Origin of the sequence: Curtobacterium sp. PhB128, assembly GCF_004340725.1 — a bacterium.
GTDB lineage: Bacteria > Actinomycetota > Actinomycetes > Actinomycetales > Microbacteriaceae > Curtobacterium.
In genome coordinates this window covers 157,649-182,942 of sequence record NZ_SLUR01000003.1, presented here as the reverse complement: position 1 = coordinate 182,942, position 25,294 = coordinate 157,649, and the positions used below count along the sequence as shown (strand labels likewise).

The window sequence follows — 25,294 nt, the reverse complement described above, 5'->3', positions numbered from 1 at the left end:
CCGCGCGTGGGTGCGCGGCCGCGCGTGGGTACATGCGGGTGCATCGTGCGACGTTCCACGAGGTGATCGACGCGTGTTCTGTCGGAACATGCACACGCACACGATGCGGGTGCATGCTGCGACGATCCACGAGGTAATCGACGCGTGGATCGTCGGAACATGCGCACGCACCGAGTGCGCGCGCAGTGCGACATCCTCGACGTCGTACGACATCGAGGACGACGCAACCGCGCGCCCGCAACAGTTGCACGCTCGCAGAGACGACAAGGTCGACGTCGTGCGACGTCGACCTCGTCGTTCCGAGTCGGCAGGGCCGACCTGCGCGCGCGCCTACTCGGCCGAGTGCCGCCCGTGCGGGTGCGCGTCGTCGGCGTCGTCCAGCCGGGAGGCACGGCTCGCCTCCGCAGCGTCGGCCCCGGTCGCAGGGGCGCCGGCGTCCACCACCGGGGCAGCATGGGCAGCCCGGGTCCGGATGGCACCGGTCGTCGTCGGGGGCTCGTCGACCGGCGCTGCCGCCGAGTGGGCGCCGTGCGTCGTGGCGTCGGGCAGCGGCGCGCGAGTGCCGTCCGTGGCGACGTCGTTCGGTGGCACGTCGTTCGGCAGCACCGACACGTCCGATGATCCGGCAGCGCGAGCCGACCGGGGCTGTGCGGGCACGTCGGGCGAGGTCGGCACTGCCTCGGATGACGCGAGCGCCGCCGAACCCGATCCGGCGCCGGCAGCACCCGCGCCCGCACCGGCAGCCGCAGCGTCAGCGGTCCGTGCGGCGTCCGCCTGCTCCTGCAGCGCCGAGGTCTTGCGCAGCGGCGGCACCCGGAAGAACCAGGTCAGCACGAACGCGAGCAGGATCACCGCGAGGCCGACGTAGTACACGCGGACGGCCGAGTCGCTGAAACCGACCAGGAACGGACGGGTGAGTCGCTTGTCCGCGCCGTTCAGGAACGAGGTGTCGCTCGTCGCCGCGGAACCGGACGAGCTCGCGCTCGAATCGCCGCTCTTCAGCTGCTTGATGAGCGTCGGGGCGACCTCGTCGACGACGTTCTCGCGCTGTGCCTTGTCCGAGTAGTCGACCTGCAGCGTGCCGTCGACGACGGTCGCGTTCGCCTTGGCCGCAGCCGTCTCGAGGGCCTGCTGCTCGGCGGCCGGCTTGGCGTCGTCGACCTGCTGGGCGATGACGGTGTCGGCTGCGGCGGCGGGGAGCTTGCCGGCTGCGACCTGCTGCTGCACGGCGGCGGTGACCTGCTTCGTGACGGCGGCGTCGGCGGCTTCCTTCGCCTGCACGGCCCCGTCGTTCAGGCCGTCCTGCACGTTCTTCTGCACGGGATCGACGATCTTCGTCCAGATCTGGTCCATCACGCCCTTGTTCTCGGACGCGTTCGCGACCGAGGGGGTGAGCGCGGCGTTGAGTGCGCTCTTCAGGTCGGTCTCGTTCTGCATCGCCGCGGTGATGTTCGTCGGCATCAGGGTGAACAGGACGGACAGCAGCACGGCGGTGCCCATGGTGCCGCCGATCTGCCGGAAGAACGTCGCGGCGCTGGTGGCGACGCCGATGTCCCGCGGGGACACCGAGTTCTGCGCCGCGAGGGTCAGTGTCTGCATGAGCTGCCCGAGCCCGAGGCCGATGCCGAACATGCCGAGCATCAGGAACCAGAGGGGGCGGTCGGCGGTCAGGAACGTCAGGACCGTGAAGCCGATGGCCGTGAACGCCGTGCCCGTGATCGGGAAGACCTGGTAGTTGCCGGTCCGCGAGATGATCTGGCCCGAGGCGATCGACGAGATCATCAGACCGAGCACCATCGGGAGCATCGCGAACCCGGACTCGGTCGGGGTGACGCCCTTCACGATCTGCAGGTACAGCGGGATGGTCAGCATCGCGCCGAACATGCCGAAGCCGACGAGCACGGACAGGATCGCGGACATCGAGAACACCCGCGAGCCGAACAGCTTCATCGGCAGGATCGCGTCGCTGCCCATCGCCCGTTCGACGATGATGAACGCGATCAGACCGGCTGCACCGATGCCGTAGCAGGCGAAGGCGCCGGGGGAGCTCCAGCCCCACTCGCGGCCCTGTTCGGCGATGAGCAGCAACGGCACGAGGGTGACGATGACGAGCGTCGCACCCCACCAGTCGATCCGGGGCTTGCCACGGTCACCGAACTTCGGCAGGTGCAGGAACGTCAGCACCATGAACAGCGCGATGACGCCGATCGGCACGTTGATCAGGAACACCCAGCGCCAGCCGGAGATGAAGAGCAGCTCGCTCGCGCCGGCGAAGACGCCACCGACGAGCGGACCGATCACGGACGAGATGCCGAAGACGGCCAGGAAGTAGCCCTGGTACTTCGCCCGCTCGCGGGGAGCGAGCATGTCGCCCATGATCGCCAGCGGCAGGGACATCAGGCCACCGGCACCGAGACCCTGCAGCGCACGGAACCCGGCGAGCATGAGCATCGAGGTCGAGAACGACGCGAGGAACGACCCGACGATGAAGATGCCGATCGCCGTGATGAACAGCGGCCGCCGACCGAAGATGTCGGAGAGCTTGCCGTAGATCGGCGTCGTCACGGTCGAGGCGATCAGGTACCCGGTGGTGACCCAGGCCTGCTGGTCGAGGCCGTGCAGGTCGTCACCGATGGTGCGGATCGCGGTGCCGACGATCGTCTGGTCGAGGGCTCCGAGGAACATCCCGGCCATCAGGCCGTAGATCACCAACAGGATCTGTCGGTGGTTCATCACGACGTTGGACGCCGTGGTGGGGGCCGCGGGTGCGGTCGCCGTCTGGGTCATGAGCAGGGTCTCCCGGTACCGATGCGCTGGCGAAACGATTTTTGCGCTGCCTGCAAAGTTACATCTGCCGCAAGTGCTCGGTTGCTCAGGAGCGGCTTCCTGTGTGGATCGGCAGTCACGGTACGCCCGGATCGCGGGCTCGGTGACGATCCCGGTCCACGGCCAGGAGGCCCGGCTCGGCCCCGTCAGACCGCTGCGGTCTCCACGACCCGGGTCACACCCCGTGCCGCCAGCGCCGCGGGGTCGGCTACGGTCCGGCTCGTCACGACGGTCACGGCCTCGCCGGCCGCGCGCAGGCGGTGCCAGCGCTCGAAGACCGGGCCGCCCGGTGCCAGGTCCGCCCGACGGATCGGCAGGTCGGCTGTGTCGACGTCGACCACCACGGCACTCGTCCGCGGGGTCGGGATCGGGGCGGAGCGCCGTGCGTCGGCGACGACCTCGGCGTAGCGCCGGCCGAGCGGCTTCACGCGGTTGTCGACGTCGAGCAGACCGAGCGAGTACTCCAGGTCCTTGAAGTCGCCCAGGTCGCGGGAGACGTCGTGGGAGCACCACCACGTGACCGCGTGGAGGCGTTCGGTCGTGAGGGCCGCGGCGACCGTGCGCTCGAGGAACTCGGGCATCTCGGACTCGGCGAGGTGCCGGTCGGGTGCCCCGACCTCCTGCAGCCAGACGGGCCGCTCGAGGTCGGTGGCGAAGGCGCGGGCGAGCTCGATCATCCACTCGGCGTGCCGGACGGACTCGTCGGAGAGTGCCCCGTACCGACCGGCCACCCCGTTGAAGATCCAGGAGTGCACGGTCGTGACGTCCCCGAGCCGGCTGGCGTGCGCCGGTACGAACGGGTGGCCGTCGCGGTACCAGAGGTGGTCGTTCTCGGAGTGCGTGACGACGTGCCGCGGGTCCTTGTCGTGGGGTGCGCCGAGCAGGGACTCGAGCCAGTGCGTCACCTGCGCGGTGTCGGCGGGCATCGCGGCGGGGTTCGGCGGCTGGAACTGGTTGAGCTCGTTGCCCAGGGTCAGCCCGGTGAAGTTCGGGCGGTCGCGCACCGCGTCGTACACGGCGGCGACGAGGGCGGCCTGCGCGTCGATCGCCGGCTGGTCGGTGAACATGTTGCCGTCGTGCCAGTTCACGAGCCACGCGGGGACGAAGTCGAATCCGGACATGTGCCCCTGGACGACGTCGACACTGGCGTCCAGCCCGAACTCGGCGGCGATGTCGACCACCAGGGCCACGTCGTCGAGGGCGCGTCGGCGGATGAGTGTGCGGTTCGGCTGCAGGGTCGGCCACAGCGGGAACAGCCGGACGTGGTCGAGGCCGAGGGTGGCGATCGCCTCGAGGTCACGGCGGATCGCGGATTCCTCCACCGACTGCCACTGGAACATCCAGTCGGTCGAGGGCACGTAGTTCACGCCGAAGCGCGTGGCGGTGGTCATCGGTCTCCTTCGATCAGGGAACGGTGGCGGCGGCTGGGGCGGGGCCGGTCGAGCCGCGGACGTGCAGGGCACGCCCGCCGACCTCGGCATCGGTGACCTCGTCGCCCCGGACGAGTCGTTCGACCAGGGCGACGGCGGTGCGGGCGGACTCCTCGACGGGGGCGTCCAGGGCGGTCAGCGACGGACGCACGATCGACGAGACCCACGAGTCCTCCCACGCGACGACGGACAGGTCCTCGGGAACGCGGACACCGAGCTCGGGGGCGTGCGCGATCACTTCGGCCGCGATCGCCTCGCCGTCCAGGACGATCGCCGTGGCGCGGTCCAGCCGGGCGAGCAGGTCGGCCACCGGGTCCTCGGCGTCGGCTCGCCACTCGAGCACGAGCGCGTCCACCCCCCGGCGCGCGGCTGCCGCGGTGAAGCGGGCGTCGCGGGCGCCGGTGTGCGCGAGCGCCGGACCGTCCCCGACGCGGGCGATCCGGCGGTGCCCGAGCGAACCGAGGTGGTCGAGCAAGGACTCGGTCGCGTCGGCGTCGCCCACCGTGACCGCCGGGACGGTGCTGCCGGCGATCGGTGCGCCGAGCATGACGGCCGGGGCCGCCAGGTGCTGCAGCATCGGGATGCGGGGGTCGTCGGTGCGGACGTCGACGAGCAGGAAGCCGTCGACCCGCTGCTCGGTCCACCACTGCCGGTAGACGGCGGCTTCGTCGTCGGCCTGCACGAGGGTGACGGACAGCGACCAGCCGATCGCGGCGAGGGGTTCGGTCAGGCCGGCGATCAGCCGCATCGTGAACGGGTCGCGCTGGAAGGTGTCGCGTGAGCGGGCGAGGACCAGTCCCAGGCTGTGCCCCGCGTTGCCGGAGAGCTTGCGGCTCGCCAGGTTCGGCCGCCAGTTCAGGTCGTCGGCGGCCTTGCGGATCCGGGCCGCGGTGGCGGCGGACACGTTCGGCCGCCCGTTGAACACGTGCGAGACCGCCGAGGTCGAGACGCCGGCGCGCTTGGCGACCTGCGCGATGGTCACACGGCGTCGGTCGACGGCTCCGGCAGTGGTGTCGCTCATGCCGTCGAGCGTAGAGGCTTGACCCCGTCGTGTAAAGCGGTATACGTTGCTCGTCACCTGAAGTACACCGCTGTACCAAATGCATCGCGATCGCTCCACCATCCACTGCCAGGGAGGCACCGTGACGGACGGCATCAGTAGGCGCACCCTCATCGGGGCCGGGCTCGGCGCCGGCATCCTCGCGCCGATCCTGGCCGGGTGCAGCGCGCTCACCCCGGCCTCGAGCGGCCCCGGCACGCTGAGCGTGCACACCCAGCTCAGCGGCGCGGTCGCGGGTGCGCAGACGTTCACGGACGTCGTCGCCGCCTACCGCCGCCGCACGGACCGCAAGGTCGCCCTGCTGTCGAACGGGTCCGACCTGCCGATCGTCTTCGAGACGAGTTCCCTCGCCGGCAAGGAAGCCGACGTCGCGATCGTGAACATGGTCGGGCGGACGCTGTCCTGGACGGGTGAGGACGCCACGATCGACGTCTCCCGGTACCTCGACGAGTGGGACCTGCGCGACAAGATCCTCCCCGAGGCGCTCGAGGAGTGGACCGACGACCAGGGCCGGCTCCGGGCGTTCCCGTTCACCCGGACGAACTGGCCGGTGTCGTTCAACACGGCGCTGCTCGAACAGGCCGGAGTCAGCGAGATCCCGACGACCTCGGACGCGCTCATCGCCGCAGCCGACCGCCTGCGCTCCGCCGGCATCGGGCCGGTCACCGTCGGCGGGTCGGACTGGAGCGGGCAGAAGCTCCTCATGCAGGTGATCCAGGGGTTCGTGTCCCAGGACGAAGCGGCGAAGGTCTTCTCCACGGGCAGGATCTCGGAGAGCGCCGGTGCGGTCCGCGGCGTCGAGCACTTCGTCGAGCTCCGCGACGCCGGGGTCTTCGTGGACTCGGTGCAGGGGTTCACCTCGGACTCCGAACTGACGCAGTTCACCACGCGCAAGGCCGCGATCGTCCCCGCGATGTCCTCCGCCCTGGCGCTGGTGTCGAAGGAACGCGCGAAGGAGGTCACCGTGGGCGGCTGGCCGGTCCCCTCGCAGCACGCGGCCATCGCGCACCCGAGCGTCATCAAGAGCTACAACGGGCACGGCATCTGGATCAGCGAGAACGGCCGGGCGAAGCTCGACCTCATCAAGCCGTTCGTTCAGTACCTGTACTCGTCGGCGGTGACGACCGAGTTCGTCCTCGACTCCGGCCGCGACATGAGCCGGATCACCGACACCGTCAGCCGCGACTTCCCGCTCGTCGCCCAGGCGTCGAAGCTCACCGACGACCAGGTCACCCCGGTGATGCTGCCCGACCTGCTCGTGCCCGACTCGGCGTACGAGCCGATGATCCGTGCGACCAGCCTGGCGTACGGCTCGGGCACCTCGGCCGACCGCATCATCGACCTCTTCGAGCGCGCCTACACGGCCGCCTGACCCACCCGACCCTGCGAGAAGGAGCTCCCCATGGCAGTGCTCGTCGAGGAACCACCCGTCCGGTCGGCGTCGACCCCGCCCGGGCCCGCCCGCCGCGGATCCCGCGCCGTCGGCAGCACCCGCGGCAGCTTCCCGACCTTCGCGATCCCGGCGCTGGTCTGGTACGGCCTGTTCATGATCGGGCCGGTCGTCGCGATGATCGTGATCGCCTTCCTGAGCTGGCCCGGCATGCTCGTCTCGCCGACGTTCGCGGGGCTCGACAACTTCCGGGTGCTGTTCTCCGACGAGACGTTCTGGGCCGCGGTCCGGAACAGCACGGTGCAGATCGTGGTGGGGTTGCCGATCATGATCGTGCTGGCGTTCCTGCTCGCCTTCCACGTCGTGCAGAAGCCGCGCGGGCACAAGGTGCTCCGCTACCTGCTCTTCATCCCGGCGCTCATCTCGGCACCGGCCACGGCGATGATGTTCTACGCGATGCTCAATCCCGACGGCCTGGTCAACGGGGTGCTCGCGACGCTCGGCATCGGCGGCAAGGCATGGCTGGCCGACCCCGCGACCGCCCTCGGCGCGCTCATCGTCGTCGACCTGTGGGCCGGCATCGGGTACTCCGCGGTGCTCATCGCGAGCCGGCTCGACGGCGTCGACACCGAGGTCGTGCAGGCCGCCCGCATGGACGGCGCCGGATCGTGGCGGCTGGCGTGGGGTGTGTACTGGCCGATCGCCCGCGACTTCATCGGGGTGGTGGCGATGCTGCAGTTCCTGTCGATGCTGTTCAGCTCCGCGCAGAACGTGCTCTTGCTGACCCAGGGCGGCCCGGGCACCGCGACCACGACGCTGTCGTACCTCGTGTACCAGAAGGCGTTCGTCGACACCGACCTCGGCTACAGCCAGGCCGTCGGCGTCGTCCTGTTCGTGCTCGGACTCGGCGGGATGTTCGTCATCCGCCGGGTCCTGCGCAAGACCCACTGACCGTGACACCCCTGACCGACCGCCCCTGACCGACAGACCCCGGGAGACCACCATGGCGAAACCCACCGCCGGCATCCGGCTGCGAGACCGGATCGGCTCCATCACGAGCGGCACCGTGGCGTGGATCTACGCCGCCCTGCTGATCCTGCCCTTCTACTACTTCGTGGTGTCGTCGTTCAAGGACAACGACGGCATCTTCGAGTCCCCGTTGGCGCTGCCCGCGTCGTGGGACCTGTCGAACTTCACCGAGGCGATCCGCCAGGCCTCGCTCGGACCGGCCATCGCGAACTCGGCGATCACGACGGTGGCGGCCCTGGTGCTGACCCTCGTCCTCGCGCTGCCGGCGTCGTTCGCCCTCGCCCGGGCCACCGGCCGCGCCGGACGGATCGTCGAGGGACTCTTCTCGCTCGGGTTCCTCATCCCGTCGTTCGCGGCGCTGTTCCCGACGTTCCTGCTCGCCGCCGGGATGGGGCTGTTCCACACCCGGACGTTCCTCGTGCTCCTGCTGCCGGCGACCGCGATGCCCCTGGCCGTCGTGATCCTGACGCAGTTCATGCGGACGATCCCGCGCGAGCTGGAGGAGGCCGCGTCGATGGACGGCGCCTCGGCGTGGCAGGTGATGCGCCAGGTGTACCTGCCGATCTGCATCCCGGGCATCGCCACGGTGCTGCTGCTGAACTTCCTGTCGTTCTGGAACGAGTACCTCTACGCCCTGGTGCTCATCGGTCCGGACACCGCGCAGCGGACGATCCAGGTGGCGCTCCCGACGCTGAAGGTCGATGCCGGCACCGACTACGGGATGCTCATGGCCGGCACGTTGTTCACGCTGCTGCCGGTGTACCTCGTGTACTCGATCCTGCAGCGCCAGATGCAGCGCGCCCTGGTCTCCGGAGCGATCAAGGGATGACCGAGCACCCGACCGCGCACCCGACCGAGCACCAGACCGCGACGAGCCTCGACGTCCGCGCCCGCATCGGCCAGCTCAACCAGCGCCTCAAGGGCTGGGAGGCAGTCCGCTGGGTCGACGGCCGCCCGCGGATCACCGACGTCCTGCGCGCCGAGGTCGACCGGTGGGGCGGGATCGGCGCGGTCTACGGCGTGCTCCGCGCCGACCCCTGGTCCGGCGTGCACTGGGGCAACGGCATCCCGCCCGAACGCTCCGCCGAGGCCTACGCCGCCGTGCAGGACCACGTCGTCGCGCACAGTGACGGCGGCGTCCCGACGCTCTTCGTGGAAGAGGTCCCGCACGGGCTGCAGGCCCTCGGCGGCACGACGGTGCCCGTGAACCTCGCGCTCGGCGCCGCGATGGACGAGCAGCTCGTCGAGGACCTCGCGGCTGCGGTCGCCGCCGAGGTCCGCGCCCGCGGCACCCACGTCGCCCTCGTCTCCGGGCTCGACGTCCTGCGCGATCCCCGGTGGGGCCGGAGCGAGGAGTGCTGGTCGGAGGACGCCGCGCTCGCCGCGATCATGGTCGCCGCCACCGTCCGGGGCATGCAGGGCGGCGGCCCGGGCCCGATCGACGACCGACACGTCGCGGTCGTCGCGAAGCACCTGGCCGGGCAGGGCGCCGGCATCGGCGGGCGGAACGGCTCCGGTGCCCCGATCGGCCGCCGCGAGCTCGCCGAGGTGCACCTGCCGCCGGCGCTCGCCGCGGCACGCGAACACGTCGCCGGGTTCATGGCGGCGTACAACGACGTCGACGGGGTGCCGTGCTGCGGCAACCGCGACCTGCTCACCACCACGATCCGCGACACGTGGGGCTGGGACGGGCTCGTGATGGCCGACGGCACCGCCATCGACCGGCTGCGCGACGTCACCCCCGACCCGGCCTCGGCGGCTGCGCTCGCGCTCCGTGCCGGGGTCGACCTGAGCCTGTGGGACGAGGCGTACACGCACCTCGACGAGGCACTGGACCGGGGCCTGATCAGCACCGACGACCTCGACCAGGCGGTGGACCGCGTGCTCGCCCTGAAGCGCCGCGTCGGCCTGCTCGCGACGCCGACACCAGCACCACCAACGACACCAGCACCAGCACCAGCACCAGCACCAGCAGCGACGCGCGCCGAGCCACCGGAACGCGCGACCATCGCGCTCGCTGAACGCGCCGCTCACCGCGCCGTGGTCGCCCTGGGCGGAGCGCTGCCCGCGATCGCACCCGACGTCGTCGTCGCCGTCGTCGGCCCGAACGCCGACGACGTCGACGCCCTGCTCGGCGACTACTCACCCCCGAGGCCGCCCGTCGACCCCGGTGCGTCCACCGTCCGGTCCGCCCTGGAGGCCCGGCTCGGCCCCGCCCGGATCCGCACCGCCCGGGGCAGCGGGCTCCGACAGCCCCTGCCGGGCCCCGACGGGCTCCTCGCGGTCCGCACGGCGCTCCTCGGCGCCGACGTGGCGGTGGTGGTGCTCGGCGGCTCGAGTCGTCGCGCGTACGACGACGGCTTCGAGGACAACGGCGCCGTCAGCGGTCCGGCACCGGACACCACGAACGGCGAGGGGGTCGACCTGGCCTCGATCGCCGTGCCCGACGCGCAGCTCGACGTGCTCCGCGCCGCCCGCGAGAGCGGTCTGCCGGTCGTCGCGGTCGTCGTCGACGGTCGACCACGGGTCCTGAGTGAGGTGCTCGCCCTGGCCGACAGCGTGCTCGTCGTGCCGTTCCCGGGGCCCTCCGGCGGTCGAGCCGTCGCGGACGTGCTGTTCGGCGCCCCGGCCGAGGGGCGACTCCCCGCGACGTGGCCCGGCGCCGACGGCGTCCTGCCCGTGGCGCACGACGAACGCCTCGAGACGGCGCGCGGCTACGTCGACGTGACCAGCCGCTCGACCGTGACCGGTGCACCCGGGCCGGGTGGCGGGGTGGACGTCCGCCTGGCGGAGGGGAGCGACGCGGTGACTGCTGTGCGCCTCCTGGCCGGGGGGACGGTGACCGTCCCGGTGACGGTGCGCAACACGTCGGACGCACCCCGTCGGGTCTCGGTGCCCCTGTGGGGGCGGCGGCGTGAACCCGGTGTCCGTCCGCGGCGACGACGACTACTCGCCCTGGTGACGGTCGACGTGCCCGCCGGTGGGACCGTCGACACCGTGTACGCGCTCGGACTCGATGCGCTCGCCACGTGGGACGCTGGTCTCCGGCTCGGTGCACGGCCGCTCGAACTCGACTGCTGGACGGACGACGTGCTCGATCCACCCGGGTCGACGCGGACCGTCCGCGTCACCGACGGACAGGAGTCAGTGCGATGGGTGTCGTGACGCAGACGCAGCTCGAGGAGATCACGCCGACGCTGGTGGCGGCCGCCGACCGGGTCCGGGCCGCGGTCGGTACCGAGGTCGGCGACCGCGTTGAGCGCGCGCTCGTCCGCACGCTGCGGGACACGATCTCGCTCGACGACGACGGCGCCTTCGTGATCACGGGAGACATCCCGGCGATGTGGCTCCGCGACTCGACGACGCAGATGACGCCGTACCTGCGGTTCGTGGCGGACGACCCGGCGCTCGCGGACCTGCTCTGGGCGGTCGTGCGGCGGCAGTTCCGGCTGATCGAGCACGACCCGTACGCGAACTCGTTCAACCGCGAGCCGAACGGGGCGCACTACGACCCCGACGACCTGAACGCCGACCCGCTGGTGTGGGAGCAGAAGTACGAGGTCGACAGCCTGGCCTACCCGGTGACCTTCGCGCACGCGCTGTGGCGGGCGACCGGGTCGACCGCGGTGCTCGACGAGCGGGCCCATCGGGCGTTCCGCACGATCGTGGCGCAGTGGCGGACCGAACAGGACCACGACGCCTCGGCCTACCGGTTCGTGCGCGACGGGGCCATCCCGACCGAGACCCTCGCGCGCGACGGCCGCGGCACCCCGGTCGCGGTGACGGGCATGACGTGGTGCGGGTTCCGCCCGTCGGACGACGCCTGCACGTACGGCTACAACGTGCCGGCGAACCTGTTCGCCGCCGAGGCGCTGCTCGCCGTCGCCGCCATCGCGCGTGACGTCTGGTCCGACACCGGCCTGGCGGACGACGCCGACGTGCTGCGCGCGAGCATCCTGGACGGAGTCCGGCAGCACGGCGTCGTGCCCGGGCCCGCGGGGGAGGACGTCTACGCCTACGAGGTCGACGGGCTGGGCGGCGTGCTGCGCATGGACGACGCGAACACCCCGTCGCTGCTGTCCCTGCCGTTGTCCGCGCCGTCGGTGCTCGACGACTCGGTGTGGGCGGCGACGCGGGACTTCGTGCTGTCGCCGGCGAACCCGTACTGGTTCAGCGGCACCGCGGCCGCCGGTGTCGGCAGCCCGCACACGTTGCCGCAGCGGGTGTGGCCGATCGCCCTGGCGGTCGAGGGCCTCGTGTCCGGCTCGCCGGCGCGCCGTCGGGAGCTGCTCGACGTGCTCGTGGCGACTGACGGCGGGACGGGCGACATGCACGAGTCGTTCGACGTCGAGGACCCGGCGCAGTTCTCGCGACCGTGGTTCTCGTGGGCCGATGCGATGTTCTGCGAACTGGCACTGGCGGCGGCCGAGGACTGATCCTCGACCGCCGCCAGTGCGGGTCCTGGGGGTGGTCGGCTAGGCACCGAGCGCGGCGTCCACGATCTCCTTGGCCTCGCGCTGCACCTGCTCCAGGTGCTCCTGCCCGACGAAGCTCTCGGCGTAGATCTTGTAGACGTCCTCGGTGCCGGACGGTCGTGCGGCGAACCAGGCCTTGTCGGTGACGACCTTGACGCCGCCGACGGCCGCGTCGTTGCCGGGGGCCTTCGACAGCTTGGCGGTGATCGGGTCGCCCGCCAGGGTCTCGGCGGTGATGGCGTCGCCGTCGAGCTTCGACAGGCGGGCCTTCTGCTCCTTCGAGGCCGCGGCGTCGACGCGCTGGTAGACCGGGTCGCCGAAGCGCTCGGTCAGCTCGACGTACAGCTGCGAGGGGGTCTTGCCGGTGACGGCGACGATCTCGGACGCCAGGAGCGCCAGGATGATGCCGTCCTTGTCGGTGGTCCACGCCGTGCCGTCGGTGCGCAGGAACGACGCTCCGGCCGACTCTTCGCCACCGAACGCGACGGAGCCGTCGATCAGGCCGGGCACGAACCACTTGAAGCCGACCGGGACCTCCCAGAGACGGCGCCCGAGCGATTCTGCGACGCGGTCGATGATGCTCGACGACACCAGGGTCTTGCCGATGGCGGCGTCGTCGCGCCAGGCTGGACGGTGTGCGTAGAGGTACTCGATCGCGACGGCGAGGTAGTGGTTCGGGTTCATCAGGCCGCCGTCGGGCGTGACGATGCCGTGCCGGTCGGAGTCGGCGTCGTTGCCCGTGAGGACGTCGAACTCGTCCTTGTGCGCCAGGACCGAGGCCATCGCCGAGGGGCTCGACGGGTCCATCCGGATCTTGCCGTCCCAGTCGAGCGTCATGAACGACCAGGTCGGGTCGACGTCCGGGTTCACGACGGTCAGGTCGAGGCCGTAGTGGTCGCGGATGAGGTTCCAGTACGGCAGCGATGCACCACCGAGCGGGTCGGCGCCGATCTTCACCCCGGCACGCTTGATCGCGGCGATGTCGATGATGTTCTCGAGGTCGGCGACGTAGGCGTGCAGGAAGTCGTAGCGGTCGGGGGTGGCGTGCTCGGTGCGCTGCACCTCGGCGTTGCCGCCCTCGATGATCGCGTTCGCCCGGTTGGCGATCCAGCTCGTGGCGTCGCTGTCGGCGGGGCCGCCGTGCGGGGGGTTGTACTTGAAGCCGCCGTCGCGGGGCGGGTTGTGGCTCGGCGTGATGACGATGCCGTCCGCCGTGTCGGGGTTGCCGGCGCGGTTGTAGCGGATGATCGCGTGGCTCAACGCGGGGGTCGGCACGTAGCCGTTGTCGCTGTCGGCCAGCACGTGCACGCCGTTCGCTGCCAGGACCTCGAGCGCGGTGCGCTCGGCGGGGCCGGACAGGGCGTGGGTGTCGCGCCCGATGAACAGCGGGCCGTCGGTGCCCTGCGACTGCCGGTACTCGACGATCGCCTGCGTGATCGCGGCGATGTGGGTGTCGTTGAAGGCGGAGTCGAGCGAGGAGCCGCGGTGGCCGGAGGTGCCGAACACGACCTGCTGCTCGGCGACGGAGACATCGGGCACACGGTCGTAGTAGGCGGCGACGAGCGCGTCGATGTCGACGAGGTCGTCTGCGGTCGCGGGGGTGCCGGCGCGGTCGTTCATGGGTCCATCCTGGCATCGCGCACCCGGACGCGTCCGGCCGGCGCACAGCCCGGGCCGCAGAGCGCGGCCGGAGCCGTGTCCGCCGACCGGGGCGACGGCACGGCTCAGGCGGTGCGGAAGGAGCCGGTCGCCGTGCGGAACGAGCCGGTGGCCGTGCGGGTGGAGGCGGTCCAGGTGCCGGGACGCGACCGCTGCACGTCGGTGAAACGCCCGAGGCGTCCGGTGATCGGCGCACCCGTGTAGGTACCGACCGAGTCGATGGAGCGGGTGCCCGTGAAGGACCCGCGCTCGTCACGGCCGCGGAGTCCGGACACGAAGGTGCCGCCGAGCGGGAAGGTGCTGTTCGTCATGCGCTCGACGGTACGGGACTGTCTTGCATGATGCAAAACAAGTGCACGAACGTGCGCGATCAGGCCATGAGCTCGCAGAAGCTCCGGCCCGCGACCGTCCAGCTCTGCCGCGCCACGAGGCCGGCGTCCGCCGCGTGCCGGTGCAGCGCGTCGAGTCCGACCTCGGCCCAGGGGAACCCGGCGCTCTCGTGACCGTCGGCGTCCACCACGCGGGCGGTGTACACCCGGTCGGCCAGCGGGTCGGGGTTCGTCTCCACGATGACCCGGCCACCGGCGCGGACGATCTCGCCGCAGCGCTCGAGCAGGGCGGCGGGGTCGCCACCGATGCCGATGTTGCCGTCGATGACCAGGGCGGTGTCCCAGTGCCCCTCGTCGGGGACCGCGTCGAACACCGACCCCTGGATCGCGGTGCCACCGGACCGCTGGGCGATCGCCACAGCCTCGGCGGAGACGTCCACGCCGAGTGCGGGGATGCCGCGGTTGCGCGCGGCGACGAGCATCCGCCCGGGGCCGCAGCCGATGTCGATCACGGGGCCGTCGGCGTCGTCGAGCAGCGAGCGGTCGACCCGGTCGGCCGCGGCGCTCCACCGGCCGACGTCCATCGTCGTGACGACGTCGGGACGGTCCGGGTCGGTCAGCCGGAGCCGTCCGTCCGAGCGCAGTGCCCGGGCGTACGGCTCGCCGCCGCCGGCGCCGAAGGAGACGGGTGCGTGCATGGTCATCGGAGACTCCCCGCGGTCTCGGCACGGAGTGCCTGGGTGAAGCCGGAGTCCGGCGCGAGTTCGGCGACGCGTTCGGCGTCGGGCATGGTGTCGACGTCGAGCAGTTCGCCGAGGATCCCGACGTCGAGGCCGGCGTCGGTCAGGCGTGCGAGCTGGACGGCGCCGGTGTCGTCCTGCGACATCGGGACGCCGCGGAGCAGGTCGCCGGTCGGGGCCTGCAGGTACAGCGACCAGAAGCCGCCATCCTCGGCGGGGCCGAACCACGCGTCGCGCTCGGGCCGGTCGAACACCGGGGCGAGCGCGTCGGTGGACACCTGCGGGGTGTCCATCCCGACGAGGAGCAACGGGCCGTCGATGGCGTCGAACAGGAACCCGAGGCGCTCGTCGAGTCCGCCGCCGGGCTGGTGGAGGACGTCGAAGCCCTCGGCCGACTCCGGGACGACGTCGCCGTCGAAGAACAGGACGCGGCGGTCAGCAGGCAGCGCGCGCACGGTCGACAGGGTGTCGGCGAGGCTCGCGGACGCGACTCGTGCGGCACCCTCGGGGGAGAGCGCCGGGGTCAGCCGGGTCTTCACCTTGCCGGGCAGGCACTCCTTCGCGACCACGGCCACGGTGATGCCGGCGGTCATGCGCGCGTCCCCTCGACCGAGGCGGCGACGGGTGCGGAGTCGGGCCGTACCGCGGAACCGGTCGCGGCGGTGGAGCCGGCCACGTGACGGACGGATGCCGGTGCGACGACCCGGACACGGGCCTCCCGGCGGTACGCGCGCAGCAGGCGGGTCATGTCGCGGACCGCGTTGATGGTGCCGCGGAGCGTCCCGGTCACCTTGCTGTCGCCGATGCGCTGCGCGTAGCCGATGTCGGACTCGTCGACGCGCCAGCCGGCCGCGTGCGCGGCCAGGACCATCTCGAGCGGGTAGCCGCTGCGGCGGTCCTGCAGGTCCAGGGCGACGAGGTCCTCGCGGCGCATGACGCGCATCGGGCCGAGGTCGCGCAGGCGGTAGCCGGTCGCGCGGTGCATCAGGACGGCGAGGACGCGGTTCGCGAACCGGGCGTGCGGCGCCCACGCGCCCTTGCTCGTCGGGACACGTCGTCCGAGCGCCAGGTCGACGCGGCCGCTCGCGACACGGTCGACCAGTGGCGGCAGCTCGGCGGGGTCCATCGAGGCGTCGGCGTCGCAGAAGGCGACGAAGTCGGCGGTGGCGGCCGCGACGCCCGCGGCGCAGGCGGAGCCGAAGCCCTTCACCGGCTCCGTGACGACGAGGGCACCGTGGGCGCGGGCGACGTCGGCGGAACCGTCGGTCGAGCCGTTGTCCACCACGATCGCGCGGTAGCCCTCCGGGAGGCGTGCGATCACCTTCGGCAGGGCATCGGCCTCGTCGAGGCACGGGAGGATGACGTCGACACTCATGTCCGTCATTCGGTGCCGGTCGTCAGATCGACGGGTGTGTCCTGTCATGCACTCGACGTAACACGACGACACGCGTCGGGGTACAGGAAATCTGTACCCGATGGTCAGTCAGCGCACTGTTTCGGGGCGGGGTCCCCAGAACGGGGGACAAGCGGACGGGAGGCCCGTGGCGGGCGTTCTGGTCGGGTCGCGTCCGCCGCGTGGTTGCGCTGGGCGCGGGGCGCGCGGGGCGCGCGGTGCGCTCGCTTGGTGAGCAGGAATGGTCGGGTCGCGTCCGGCGACCCGACCATTCCTGCTCACGAAGTGGGGCTACTGGACGGCGCTCCGGAGGGGAGCGGTCGCGAAGTCGCGCATGCCGGCCGCGAAGTCGACCTCGGCGCGCCAGCCGAGCTCGTCGGCGATGCGGTCCGAGCTCGCCGTGACGTGGCGGACGTCGCCCAGGCGGTACTCACCCGTGACGACCGGCTGTGGACCGTCGGGGCCCGCGATCGCCGCGGCCATGTCGCCGATCGTGTGCACGACGCCGGACCCGACGTTGTACGCGCGGAACGAGTCGGCGGGCAGGTCAGCGGTCGCGGCGATCGAGGCAGCGTTCGCTCCGGCGACGTCGTCGACGTGCACGAAGTCACGACGCTGCGCGCCGTCCTCGAAGACGCGCGGGGCCTCGCCGCGGGCCAGCGCCGAGCGGAACAGTGACGCGACACCGGCGTAGGGGGTGTTCGCGGGCATGCCGGGTCCGTAGACGTTGTGGTAGCGGAGCGCGATCGCCCGGCCGCCCGTCGCGCGCGCCCAGCTCGAGGCCAGGTGCTCCTGCGCGACCTTCGTCTGCGCGTACACGTTGCGGGGGTCGAGCGCGGCGGACTCGTCGATCAGTCCGGGCAGCAGGGGATGACCGTCCGGGCCGATCGGGTCGAAGCGACCGGCGTCGAGGTCCTCGCGGCGGCGGGCCGGCGGACGGACGGGCTCGCCGTCGGACGTCGTGTAGGCGCCCTCGCCGTAGACGACCATCGAGCTCGCGACGACGAGTCGGCCGATGTCGTGCCGGTCCATGCCGGCGAGGACGTACGCGGTGCCGGCGTCGTTCGACGAGACGTAGTCGGGGGCGTCCTGGAAGTCGACGCCGAGGCCGACCTTGGCGGCCTGGTGGCAGACGACGTCGACGCCGTCGAGCGCGGCGTCGAGCGAGACCCGGTCGCGGACGTCGCCGTGCACGAACTCGATGCCCTGCTGCTGGTGCGCGCGCACGACCTCGCCGGGATCGCCGTGGACGTCGTCGCGGAGGGAGTCGAGGACGCGGACCTCGTGGCCGTCGGCCAGCGCGCGGCGGACGATCGCGGAGCCGATGAAGCCGGCGCCGCCGGTGACGAGCAGGCGGGTCATGCGGTGGGTCCCGTGGTCGCGGCGGTGGGCTGGGTCTGCATGATGCTGGCGCTGGCGCTCGCCGGGACGAGTTCGCGCGGCGTGAAGTCGGCGGGGATCGCGCCGACGATCCCGCCGATGGCGCGGACGATCACCTCGTTGGCGCGGGCGAGACGCTCCATCACGAGGGCGTGGGTGACGGGTGCGCCGGCGTCGTCGGCTGCGTCGCCCGTGGCCGCTGTGCCCGCCGTGGCCGCTGCGTCCGCCGTGGCCGCGTGGGCGGCTGCGGCTGCGGCTGCGGCTTCGTCCTCGGTCGGGGCCAGGCCGGCGTCGGCGTCGGTGACGAACGACAGGTTGACGGTCGCGATGCCGAGCTCGGCGGCGAGCGGGACCTCGGGGGTCATCGTCATGTTGATGGTGTGGCCACCGGCCTCGCGCAGCCAGACGGACTCGGCGCGCGTCGAGAAGCGGGGGCCCTGGATGACGACGCACGTGCCGGTCGGACGGAACGGCACGTCGAGTGCGGCGATCGCGTCGACCGCGGCACGGCGCAGCGTCGGGTCGAACGGGTCGGCGAACGACAGGTGCTGGACGTCGTCCTCGAAGAACGTGTCCGCGCGGCCGAAGGTGCGGTCGATGAGTTGGTCGGTCACGACGAAGGTGCCCGGGGCGTAGTCGGGGTGCAGACCACCGACGGCGCTCGAGGACACGATCGCGCGGACGCCCAGGGAGCGGAGCGCCCAGAGGTTCGCGCGGTGGTTGATGCGGTGCGGGGCGACGGAGTGCTCACGACCGTGCCGGGTGAGGAACGCGACCCGACGGCCGGACATCGTGCCGATGCTGATCGGGCTCGACGTCGGGCCGAACGGCGTCGGCACGTCCAGTTCCTCGGCGGTCCCCTCCTCGAACAGCTGGTAGAGGCCGGAGCCCCCGATGACACCGATCGTCACGGCTTCGTCGTTCTCCACAGGTCCTCCGAAAGGTCGTCGGCGCGGTCTGCGCGCTGGATACGCTACTGACGCCGGCCCCGGACGAACCGGGAGCGGCGACACCATCCCTGTTCGGAGGCACCTGTGCGAACGATCGGTCAGCACCGCGACGACCTGGCAGCGCTGCTCGCGCCGGTCCTGGCGGGCCTCGGGGGTGCGTCGTGGCGGATCGACGACCTGGCCGTCGACGGCCGTGCCGGTCACGGGCACCGCGTGCTCGCTGCACCCGTCGCCTCACCGGTCCCGTTGCCGCCCTTCGACAACAGTCAGATGGACGGCTTCGCCGTCCGGGTGGCCGATGCCGGGCAGGACGTCCGGGTCGTCGCGCCCATCCCCGCCGGGGTCGTCCCCGCACCGCTCTCCGCCGGCACAGCGGCACCGATCATGACCGGCGCGCGGATCCCCGACGGCGCCGATGCCGTCTTCCCGGTGGAGGCCACGTCGCCGGGGTCCTTCCCGGCTGCGCTCGAACTGGGGCACGTCACGGTGCCCGCTGACCTCGTGCCGGGCACCTTCGTGCGGGCGGCCGGCAGCGACCTGGCCCTCGGTGCGTCGATCGCTCCGACCGGTGCGCCGATCACCCCAGCCCTGCTCGGCGCGCTCGCGTCCGCCGGTGTGTCCACCGTGCAGGTCCGTCGACCCCTGCGGGTGCTCGTGGTCTCGACGGGGTCCGAGCTGCAGGGAGCCGACACCGACGCGGCGACGATCGGCGACGCGAACGGCATCGCGCTGCAGGCGGCGCTCGCCGAGGTCGGTGCTTCGTCCCGCACGGTCCGGGTCCCCGACGACGTCGACGCGTTCGTCACCGAGCTCGACGACGCCGTGGGGGACTGGGCCGACCTCGTGCTCACCACCGGGGGCATCAGTGCCGGTGCGTACGAGGTCGTGCGGCAGGCACTCGAACCCCGCGGGCTCGCCGTCACCCCGGTCGCGATGCAGCCCGGCGGGCCGCAGGCGTTCGGCAGCGTGGAGCTCGCCGGTCGACCGGTGCCGGTGGTGTCGTTCCCCGGCAACCCGGTGTCGGCGCTCGTCTCGTTCGAGGTCTTCCTCCGTCCGCTGCTCGCACCCCTCGTCGGGCTGCCGGCCGACCGCCCCGTGCTGCACCTGCCCGCTGCTTCGGCTGCGCAGTCACCGGGTGGCAAGCACCAGGTTCGGCGTGGACGGGTGGCCGACGGGGTCGTCCACTTCGTGGGCGGACCGAGTTCCCACCTGCTCGCGCACTACGCCGCCGCCACGCACCTCGTCCACGTCCCGGTGGGGGTCGACGCCGTCGAACCCGGTGACGTCCTGACCGTCTGGAGTCTCCGATGACCGAACCCACCGCCACGTCCGATCAGGTCAATCCGTCCGACGCGGCCGAGCTGTCGCACGTGCGCGCCGACGGCTCCGCGCACATGGTCGACGTGTCCGCGAAGGACGTCACCGACCGCTCGGCGACCGCCACCGCCACGCTCGTCACCCGGCCCGACGTCGTCGCTCACATCCTCGACGGCTCCCTGCCGAAGGGCGAGGTCATCGGCACCGCCCGCATCGCCGCGATCATGGCCGTGAAGAAGACCTCCGACCTCATCCCGCTCTGCCACCCGCTCCCCATCGCCGGGGTGCAGGTCGACATCACCGGTGCCGACGACCGCGTGCTGATCGAGGTCTCGGTCCGCACGACCTCGCGCACCGGCGTCGAGATGGAAGCGCTGACCGGCGCGAGCGTCGCCGCGCTGACCGTGTACGACATGGTGAAGGCCGTCGACCGGGCGGCCTCGATCACGGACGTCCGAGTGCTCGAGAAGCACGGCGGTCGGTCCGGAGACTGGAGCAACCGATGACCTCGCAGCCGACCTGGGGCCGTGCCGCCGTCGTGGTGGTGTCCACGCAGGCCGCCGCCGATCCGGCACTCGACCGCACCGGGCCCGTCATCGCGGGGTGGCTGCGCGAGCGGGACTTCACCGTCGCCGAGCCCGTGATCGTCCCCGACGGCGGGGCGATCACCGAGACCGTGACCGCCGAACTGCTGGCCGGGGCCCGGATCGTCATCACGACCGGGGGCACCGGCGTCACCCCGACCGACCGGACGCCCGAGGCCGTCGCGCCCCTCATCGACCTGGAGCTGCCCGGTGTCCTCGAAGAGGTCCGTCGTCGCGGGCTCGCGGGGGCCGGTCCGACCGCACTGCTGAGCCGCGGCATCGCCGGCATCAGCACCGGCGGATCCCTGATCGTCACGCTGCCCGGGTCGCGCGGCGGGGTGGCGGACGGACTGGCCGTGCTCGACGGATTGGTCGAGCACGTACTCGCGCAGGTGCACGGCGAGGGCCACGCGCCGCGGAGTGCGTCGTGAGCGCGTCGCCGGCGCCGTCCCCGGCACCGGACGCGCGCGTCGTCCTCGCCGACGTCGTCGACCGGGGGATCACCGTCGACGAGGTCTCCGCCGTCGTCGCCACCGACCAGGACGGTGCCGTCGTCACCTTCGCCGGCGTCGTCCGCGACCACGACGGCGGGAAGGGCGTCACCGCGCTCGACTACGAGCGACACCCCAGCGCCGGCGACGTCATCGCCGAGGTCGCCCGCACCGTCGCCGACGCCCACCCCGACGTCCGGATCGCCGTACTGCACCGCGTCGGGTCGCTCGGTATCGGGGACGTCGCGCTCGCCGCAGCCGTGGCGTCGTCGCACCGGGCGCAGGCGTTCGCGGCGTGCGGCGAGCTCGTCGACCTGGTGAAGGAGCGGGTGCCGATCTGGAAGCACCAGCGGTTCACGGACGGGTCCGACGAGTGGGTCGCGGCGCTGTGACATCTGCCGAACGGCCGAACGCGGAACCGACGGCGGTGGAACGCCGCTGGGGCGAGTCCGAGGAACGCGCTCGCGCCGTCTCGGCGAAGTCCCCGGGCGCTGTCCTGCAGGTCCGTTGGTTCGTCCTGGCGATCGTGCTGGTGTTGGTAGTGCTCGGCGTCGGGGCGATCGTCCTGCCCGCTGGCTCCGACCCGCGCTTCGCCCTCTCGGCGGCGGTCGCCGCACTGGGTTTCGTGGCCGGTCTCAGTGAGGCCGTGCAGGTCGGCATCCGCCGGAGACGGAACGGGGTGGGAGCTCGTCCCGCGCCGGTGCTCGCGCCGTTGCAGCAACGCGAGCAGCGCGCGGTGACCGCGGCTGCCACCGGGCAGCGCGCTGCCCCCGCCGACCGGCTGGCGATCGTGCGGGCTCGAGCCGTTGAACTCGCCGATGGCCCCGGTCTCCAGCTGACCGTGGGGCTCGTCGCCGTGTGGGCGGCGGTCGCGTTCTCCGGCTTCACGCTTTGGCCCGTCTACCTGGCGGGTGGCATCGTCGCCGCGGGGCAGTTCGCTCTGACGGCACGGTCCGCGGTGCTCGCCCGCCGGTACCTCGACGCCTACCCTGTGCACCTTCGCAACCACGACGCTCGTTCGGGGAATGGTGAGACTCCAAGCGGATCCATAGAATCGCGAACATGAGCGTCTTGCTGCCCGGGATCACCGTCATCCTGCTGGTCTTCGCCCTGATCGACATCCTGACGAAGACAGACGACCAGATCCGCGGCCTGCCGAAGATCGCGTGGGTGATCCTCGTGATCCTGGTCCCCGTCGTCGGCAGCATCGTCTGGTTCGCCATCGGCCACGACTGGGCTCCGGGCGAACGGAACCACGGCCGCTACATCGAACCCGCCCGTCACGAGGACCGGTACGCCACCCTCGGCGATGCCCGCAACGCCCACGGCGCCAAGCGCATCAGCGGCACGGAGCAGGAGCTCGCCGAACTCGAGCGCGAGATCGAGTACTGGGAGGCGCAGGCCCGCCTGAAGCGTGCCAAGGAAGCCGCGGGCGAGGGCGACACCGCCCCCGCGAGCTGATCGTGTCCACGCCGGCCCCGCATGAGTTCGCCGGAGCCACGGTCTCCGAGGAGACCTGGCAGCAGGTGGAGGACCGTCTCGCGGGGGCGCCAGTCGGACCGCGTGTCCGCCGTTCGATGGTCCGGCGGGTCATCTGGATCGTGCTGGCCGTGGTCGCCGCGGTTGCAGCCGGGTGGCTGAGCGCCGAACACCTGCCGCGCTTCGAGCTGCCCTCGACCGGAAGTGGCCTGCCGGACTGGGCGTTCTTCGTCATCGTCCCGCTCATGATCGTTGGCCCGGTCTGCTGGGTGATCGCCATCGTCCGGGGCGGTGGGCAGTTCCAGAGCGCGATCTCTGACCCAACGTTCGGGCTTCTCCGTGCCGACCGCCGACGGATCGAGCGCATGGCTCGTGGGCAGCGGCCCGCCGACCCGCAGCACCGGACCGCGCTCGTCACGCTCGCCGGCCGTCGACTCAGCCAATCGACATCGACGTTCTGGCTCGCCCTCGGGTGGACGCCGTTCGCGTTCGCCCAGCTCCTGCTCAACTGGATGACGTGGTTCGGGCTGCTGTACGCACTCCTCACCGTGTTCTTCTTCGCGATGCTGCTCTGGACCGTCCGCAAGCGGCGGCAGTGGCGAGCGTTCCTGCAGGAGACCGAGCCCCGCGCCGGAGCCGAACCGGCCCCGGGGAGCTGACCCGGGCCTCCAGGCCGACGCGCCGGTGCGCCGACGCACCGTGCGCGGTCCATCGGCTGGTGCGAGGTTGTGCGCTCCGTGCGCCGCTACAACCTCGCACCGAGCGGTCAACCTCGCACCACTCGAACAAGCCCGCACCGTGCGCCCGGCCCCGCCCGGCCCCGCACCGGCCGCCCACCCGCCCGGCCCCGGCCGGACCACCCGAATCACGCCCCCGCACCGACCACCCCGCCACGCCGCCTACCCTTGACGCGTGGCTCATCTCCTCGGCGCCGAGAACCTGCATCTCGAGTTCCCCACCAAGGTCGTCTTCGACAACGTCACCCTCGGCATCGACGAGGGGGACCGGATCGGCGTGGTCGGACGCAACGGCGACGGCAAGTCGACCCTCCTCGCGCTGCTGTCCCAGCGCCTCGAACCCGACGACGGCCGTGTCACGCACCGCCGGGGTCTGACCGTCGGCTACCTGGACCAGCGCGACATCCTGCCCGAGGGCGCGACCGTCGGCAGCACCGTCGTCGGCGACCTCGAAGAGCACGAGTGGGCTGGCGACCCGAAGATCCGCGACGTCATCGGCGGTCTGGTGTCGGACATCCCGTGGGACGTCAGCGTCGACGAGCTGTCCGGTGGCCAGCGTCGCCGCGTGGCACTCGCGCGGCTGCTCGTCGGCGACTGGGACGTCCTGTTCCTCGACGAGCCCACGAACCACCTGGACGTCGAGGGCATCCAGTGGCTCGCCGAGCACATCAACCGTCGCTGGTCGTCGAACCAGGGCGGCATGGTGGTCGTGACGCACGACCGGTGGTTCCTCGACGCGGTGTCGACCGACACGTGGGAGGTCCACGACGGCGTCGTCGACCCGTTCGAGGGCGGCTACGCGGCGTACATCCTGCAGCGCGTCGAGCGCGACCGGCAGGCCGCGGCGAGCGAGCAGCGCCGCCAGAACCTGGCCCGCAAGGAGCTCGCGTGGCTGCGCCGCGGCGCACCGGCCCGGACGAGCAAGCCGAAGTTCCGCATCGATGCGGCGAACGCCCTGATCGACGACGTCCCGCCGATCCGCGACACGGTCGCGCTGGCGAAGACGGCGACCGCCCGCCTCGGCAAGGACGTCGTCGACCTGCTCGACGTCAGCGTCTCGTTCGACGGCACCCAGATCCTCGACCGCATCGAGTGGCGCATCGCACCGGGGGAGCGGACCGGCATCCTCGGCCCGAACGGTGCCGGCAAGTCGACGCTGCTCAACCTCGTCTCGGGCACGCTCGCGCCGACGAGCGGCCGCGTGAAGACCGGCAAGACCGTGCAGGTCGCGATCCTCGACCAGCAGCTCGCCGACCTGGCCCAGTTCGCGAACGACCGTGTGCGCGAGGTCGTCGCCCGCAAGAAGACGAGCTACGTCGCCGACGGCAAGGAGATGACGCCAGCACAGCTGCTCGAGCGCCTCGGTTTCACGGCGGAGCAGCTCTCCACGCCGGTCAAGGACCTGTCCGGTGGGCAGAAGCGCCGCCTGCAGCTCATGCTCATCCTGCTCGACGAGCCGAACGTGCTGATCCTCGACGAGCCCACCAACGACCTCGACACCGACATGCTCGCCGCCATGGAGGACCTGCTCGACACCTGGCCGGGCACCCTGCTGGTCGTCTCCCACGACCGGTACCTGCTCGAGCGCGTCACCGACCAGCAGTACGCCGTGCTCGGCGGGCACCTGCGGCACCTGCCCGGCGGCGTCGACGAGTACATGCGGCTGCGTGCGGCCGGCACCGGTGGCGGGACCGCTTCTGCGGCTGCCGCCGCGTCTGCCGGGAGGCCCGACACCGCTGGCGGGACCGGCTCGGCCGGTGCTGTGGCCGGGTCGACTGCCCCTGCCGCGCCCGGTTTGTCGGGTGCGGACAGGCGCACCGCCGAGAAGGAGATGTCGGCGCTGGACCGCAAGATCGCGAAGGTCGGCGCGGACCGGAAGAAGCTGCTCGACGACTTCGCCACCCACGACCAGTCGGACTACGCCGGGCTCGGGGAGCTGCAGGCGAAGCTCGCCGCGCACGAGGCCGAGATCGAGCAGCTCGAGGAGCGCTGGCTCGAGGTCGCGGAGCTGCTCGGGGTCTGAGC

At 72.0% G+C, this 25,294-nt stretch carries 23 protein-coding genes; 13 read left to right on the top strand and 10 right to left on the bottom strand.

The annotated features are described in order from the left end of the window. Nucleotides 1–330 precede the first annotated feature (330 nt). The 3 genes from EDF23_RS07105 to EDF23_RS07095 form a co-directional block, all read right to left on the bottom strand. Entirely contained in the window at nt 331–2,826 is a 2,496-nt protein-coding gene (locus EDF23_RS07105) for a DHA2 family efflux MFS transporter permease subunit (protein ID WP_268839501.1), read from the bottom strand. Nucleotides 2,827–2,972: 146 nt separating this feature from the next. Continuing rightward, nucleotides 2,973–4,217 (bottom strand): glycosyl hydrolase, encoded by a 1,245-nt coding sequence (locus tag EDF23_RS07100; RefSeq protein WP_131921232.1) that lies wholly within the window; start codon nt 4,215–4,217, stop codon nt 2,973–2,975. 13 nt (nt 4,218–4,230) lie between these two features. Beyond that, on the bottom strand, nt 4,231–5,277 hold the full coding sequence (locus tag EDF23_RS07095) for a LacI family DNA-binding transcriptional regulator (protein ID WP_131921231.1): 1,047 nt from the start codon (nt 5,275–5,277) through the stop codon (nt 4,231–4,233). A gap of 121 nt (nt 5,278–5,398) precedes the next feature. Here EDF23_RS07095 and EDF23_RS07090 point away from each other — a divergent pair, with 121 nt between their 5' ends. Genes EDF23_RS07090 through EDF23_RS07070 form a run of 5 tightly spaced genes read left to right on the top strand, consistent with a single transcriptional unit; the run spans nt 5,399 to nt 12,171 of the window. Then, the gene (locus EDF23_RS07090; protein WP_131921230.1) at nt 5,399–6,688 is read left to right on the top strand and encodes an ABC transporter substrate-binding protein; all 1,290 of its coding nucleotides are present in this window, start codon (nt 5,399–5,401) and stop codon (nt 6,686–6,688) included. Between the two features lie 30 nt (nt 6,689–6,718). After that, entirely contained in the window at nt 6,719–7,657 is a 939-nt protein-coding gene (locus tag EDF23_RS07085) for a sugar ABC transporter permease (RefSeq protein WP_131921229.1), read from the top strand. Nucleotides 7,658–7,709: 52 nt separating this feature from the next. After that, nucleotides 7,710–8,564, top strand: a complete 855-nt coding sequence (locus EDF23_RS07080; protein WP_123293697.1) for a carbohydrate ABC transporter permease — start codon at nt 7,710–7,712, stop codon at nt 8,562–8,564. Then, on the top strand, nt 8,561–10,900 hold the full coding sequence (locus tag EDF23_RS07075) for a glycoside hydrolase family 3 N-terminal domain-containing protein (RefSeq protein WP_131921228.1): 2,340 nt from the start codon (nt 8,561–8,563) through the stop codon (nt 10,898–10,900). Before EDF23_RS07080 ends, EDF23_RS07075 begins: the two co-directional genes overlap by 4 nt. Then, nucleotides 10,888–12,171 carry a glycoside hydrolase family 125 protein gene (locus tag EDF23_RS07070; RefSeq protein WP_131921227.1) on the top strand — a complete coding sequence of 428 codons (1,284 nt, stop codon included), beginning with the start codon at nt 10,888–10,890 and terminating at the stop codon, nt 12,169–12,171. The genes EDF23_RS07075 and EDF23_RS07070 overlap by 13 nt, the downstream gene beginning before the upstream one ends. Nucleotides 12,172–12,210: 39 nt before the next feature. Here the strand turns inward: EDF23_RS07070 and pgm are convergent, their stop codons facing one another. The 7 genes from pgm to EDF23_RS07035 form a co-directional block, all read right to left on the bottom strand. Beyond that, nucleotides 12,211–13,830: a phosphoglucomutase (alpha-D-glucose-1,6-bisphosphate-dependent) gene (gene pgm, locus EDF23_RS07065; RefSeq protein WP_131921226.1), complete on the bottom strand. Its 1,620-nt coding sequence runs from the start codon at nt 13,828–13,830 to the stop codon at nt 12,211–12,213. Nucleotides 13,831–13,934: 104 nt separating this feature from the next. Then, nucleotides 13,935–14,180 carry a hypothetical protein gene (locus EDF23_RS07060; RefSeq protein WP_131921225.1) on the bottom strand — a complete coding sequence of 82 codons (246 nt, stop codon included), beginning with the start codon at nt 14,178–14,180 and terminating at the stop codon, nt 13,935–13,937. Nucleotides 14,181–14,239: 59 nt separating this feature from the next. Further along, nucleotides 14,240–14,902, bottom strand: a complete 663-nt coding sequence (locus EDF23_RS07055) for a methyltransferase domain-containing protein (protein ID WP_123293702.1) — start codon at nt 14,900–14,902, stop codon at nt 14,240–14,242. Next, nucleotides 14,899–15,531 (bottom strand): DUF2064 domain-containing protein, encoded by a 633-nt coding sequence (locus tag EDF23_RS07050; RefSeq protein WP_131921224.1) that lies wholly within the window; start codon nt 15,529–15,531, stop codon nt 14,899–14,901. The genes EDF23_RS07055 and EDF23_RS07050 overlap by 4 nt, the downstream gene beginning before the upstream one ends. Then, nucleotides 15,528–16,313, bottom strand: coding sequence for a glycosyltransferase family 2 protein (locus EDF23_RS07045; protein WP_347812706.1), 786 nt, complete (start codon nt 16,311–16,313; stop codon nt 15,528–15,530). The genes EDF23_RS07050 and EDF23_RS07045 overlap by 4 nt, the downstream gene beginning before the upstream one ends. Nucleotides 16,314–16,622: 309 nt before the next feature. Next, on the bottom strand, nt 16,623–17,693 hold the full coding sequence (locus EDF23_RS07040) for an NAD-dependent epimerase/dehydratase family protein (RefSeq protein ID WP_131921223.1): 1,071 nt from the start codon (nt 17,691–17,693) through the stop codon (nt 16,623–16,625). After that, nucleotides 17,690–18,640, bottom strand: coding sequence for an MTAP family purine nucleoside phosphorylase (locus tag EDF23_RS07035; RefSeq protein ID WP_131921222.1), 951 nt, complete (start codon nt 18,638–18,640; stop codon nt 17,690–17,692). Before EDF23_RS07035 ends, EDF23_RS07040 begins: the two co-directional genes overlap by 4 nt. Before the next feature lie 105 nt (nt 18,641–18,745). Between EDF23_RS07035 and glp the strand changes: the two genes are divergently transcribed. The 8 genes from glp to EDF23_RS07000 all read left to right on the top strand — a co-directional run bounded on the left by glp (nt 18,746) and on the right by EDF23_RS07000 (nt 25,292). After that, nucleotides 18,746–19,972 carry a gephyrin-like molybdotransferase Glp gene (gene glp, locus EDF23_RS07030; RefSeq protein ID WP_131921221.1) on the top strand — a complete coding sequence of 409 codons (1,227 nt, stop codon included), beginning with the start codon at nt 18,746–18,748 and terminating at the stop codon, nt 19,970–19,972. Then, entirely contained in the window at nt 19,969–20,484 is a 516-nt protein-coding gene (gene moaC, locus EDF23_RS07025; RefSeq protein WP_131921220.1) for a cyclic pyranopterin monophosphate synthase MoaC, read from the top strand. Before glp ends, moaC begins: the two co-directional genes overlap by 4 nt. Next, the gene (locus EDF23_RS19480) at nt 20,481–20,993 is read left to right on the top strand and encodes a molybdopterin-binding protein (protein WP_207895454.1); all 513 of its coding nucleotides are present in this window, start codon (nt 20,481–20,483) and stop codon (nt 20,991–20,993) included. Before moaC ends, EDF23_RS19480 begins: the two co-directional genes overlap by 4 nt. Nucleotides 20,994–21,061: 68 nt before the next feature. Then, the gene (locus EDF23_RS19475) at nt 21,062–21,445 is read left to right on the top strand and encodes a molybdenum cofactor biosynthesis protein MoaE (protein WP_207895461.1); all 384 of its coding nucleotides are present in this window, start codon (nt 21,062–21,064) and stop codon (nt 21,443–21,445) included. Then, the gene (locus tag EDF23_RS07015; RefSeq protein WP_131921219.1) at nt 21,442–22,119 is read left to right on the top strand and encodes a hypothetical protein; all 678 of its coding nucleotides are present in this window, start codon (nt 21,442–21,444) and stop codon (nt 22,117–22,119) included. Before EDF23_RS19475 ends, EDF23_RS07015 begins: the two co-directional genes overlap by 4 nt. Continuing rightward, nucleotides 22,116–22,514 (top strand): PLDc N-terminal domain-containing protein, encoded by a 399-nt coding sequence (locus EDF23_RS07010; protein WP_131921218.1) that lies wholly within the window; start codon nt 22,116–22,118, stop codon nt 22,512–22,514. The genes EDF23_RS07015 and EDF23_RS07010 overlap by 4 nt, the downstream gene beginning before the upstream one ends. Nucleotides 22,515–22,516: 2 nt before the next feature. Continuing rightward, entirely contained in the window at nt 22,517–23,191 is a 675-nt protein-coding gene (locus EDF23_RS07005; protein ID WP_131921217.1) for a hypothetical protein, read from the top strand. A 253-nt stretch (nt 23,192–23,444) separates the two neighbouring features. Next, nucleotides 23,445–25,292, top strand: a complete 1,848-nt coding sequence (locus EDF23_RS07000; RefSeq protein WP_131921216.1) for an ABC-F family ATP-binding cassette domain-containing protein — start codon at nt 23,445–23,447, stop codon at nt 25,290–25,292. The last annotated feature ends 2 nt before the right edge of the window (nt 25,293–25,294 follow it).

Coding starts and splice junctions, on each gene's coding strand:
- EDF23_RS07100 (WP_131921232.1), bottom strand. CDS start 4,217: ATGACCACCGCCACGCGCTTCGGCGTGAACTACGTGCCCTCGACCGAC.
- EDF23_RS07095 (WP_131921231.1), bottom strand. CDS start 5,277: ATGAGCGACACCACTGCCGGAGCCGTCGACCGACGCCGTGTGACCATC.
- EDF23_RS07085 (WP_131921229.1), top strand. CDS start 6,719: ATGGCAGTGCTCGTCGAGGAACCACCCGTCCGGTCGGCGTCGACCCCG.
- EDF23_RS07080 (WP_123293697.1), top strand. CDS start 7,710: ATGGCGAAACCCACCGCCGGCATCCGGCTGCGAGACCGGATCGGCTCC.
- EDF23_RS07075 (WP_131921228.1), top strand. CDS start 8,561: ATGACCGAGCACCCGACCGCGCACCCGACCGAGCACCAGACCGCGACG.
- EDF23_RS07070 (WP_131921227.1), top strand. CDS start 10,888: ATGGGTGTCGTGACGCAGACGCAGCTCGAGGAGATCACGCCGACGCTG.
- pgm (WP_131921226.1), bottom strand. CDS start 13,830: ATGAACGACCGCGCCGGCACCCCCGCGACCGCAGACGACCTCGTCGAC.
- EDF23_RS07060 (WP_131921225.1), bottom strand. CDS start 14,180: ATGACGAACAGCACCTTCCCGCTCGGCGGCACCTTCGTGTCCGGACTC.
- EDF23_RS07055 (WP_123293702.1), bottom strand. CDS start 14,902: ATGACCATGCACGCACCCGTCTCCTTCGGCGCCGGCGGCGGCGAGCCG.
- EDF23_RS07050 (WP_131921224.1), bottom strand. CDS start 15,531: ATGACCGCCGGCATCACCGTGGCCGTGGTCGCGAAGGAGTGCCTGCCC.
- EDF23_RS07045 (WP_347812706.1), bottom strand. CDS start 16,313: ATGAGTGTCGACGTCATCCTCCCGTGCCTCGACGAGGCCGATGCCCTG.
- EDF23_RS07040 (WP_131921223.1), bottom strand. CDS start 17,693: ATGACCCGCCTGCTCGTCACCGGCGGCGCCGGCTTCATCGGCTCCGCG.
- moaC (WP_131921220.1), top strand. CDS start 19,969: ATGACCGAACCCACCGCCACGTCCGATCAGGTCAATCCGTCCGACGCG.
- EDF23_RS19480 (WP_207895454.1), top strand. CDS start 20,481: ATGACCTCGCAGCCGACCTGGGGCCGTGCCGCCGTCGTGGTGGTGTCC.
- EDF23_RS07010 (WP_131921218.1), top strand. CDS start 22,116: ATGAGCGTCTTGCTGCCCGGGATCACCGTCATCCTGCTGGTCTTCGCC.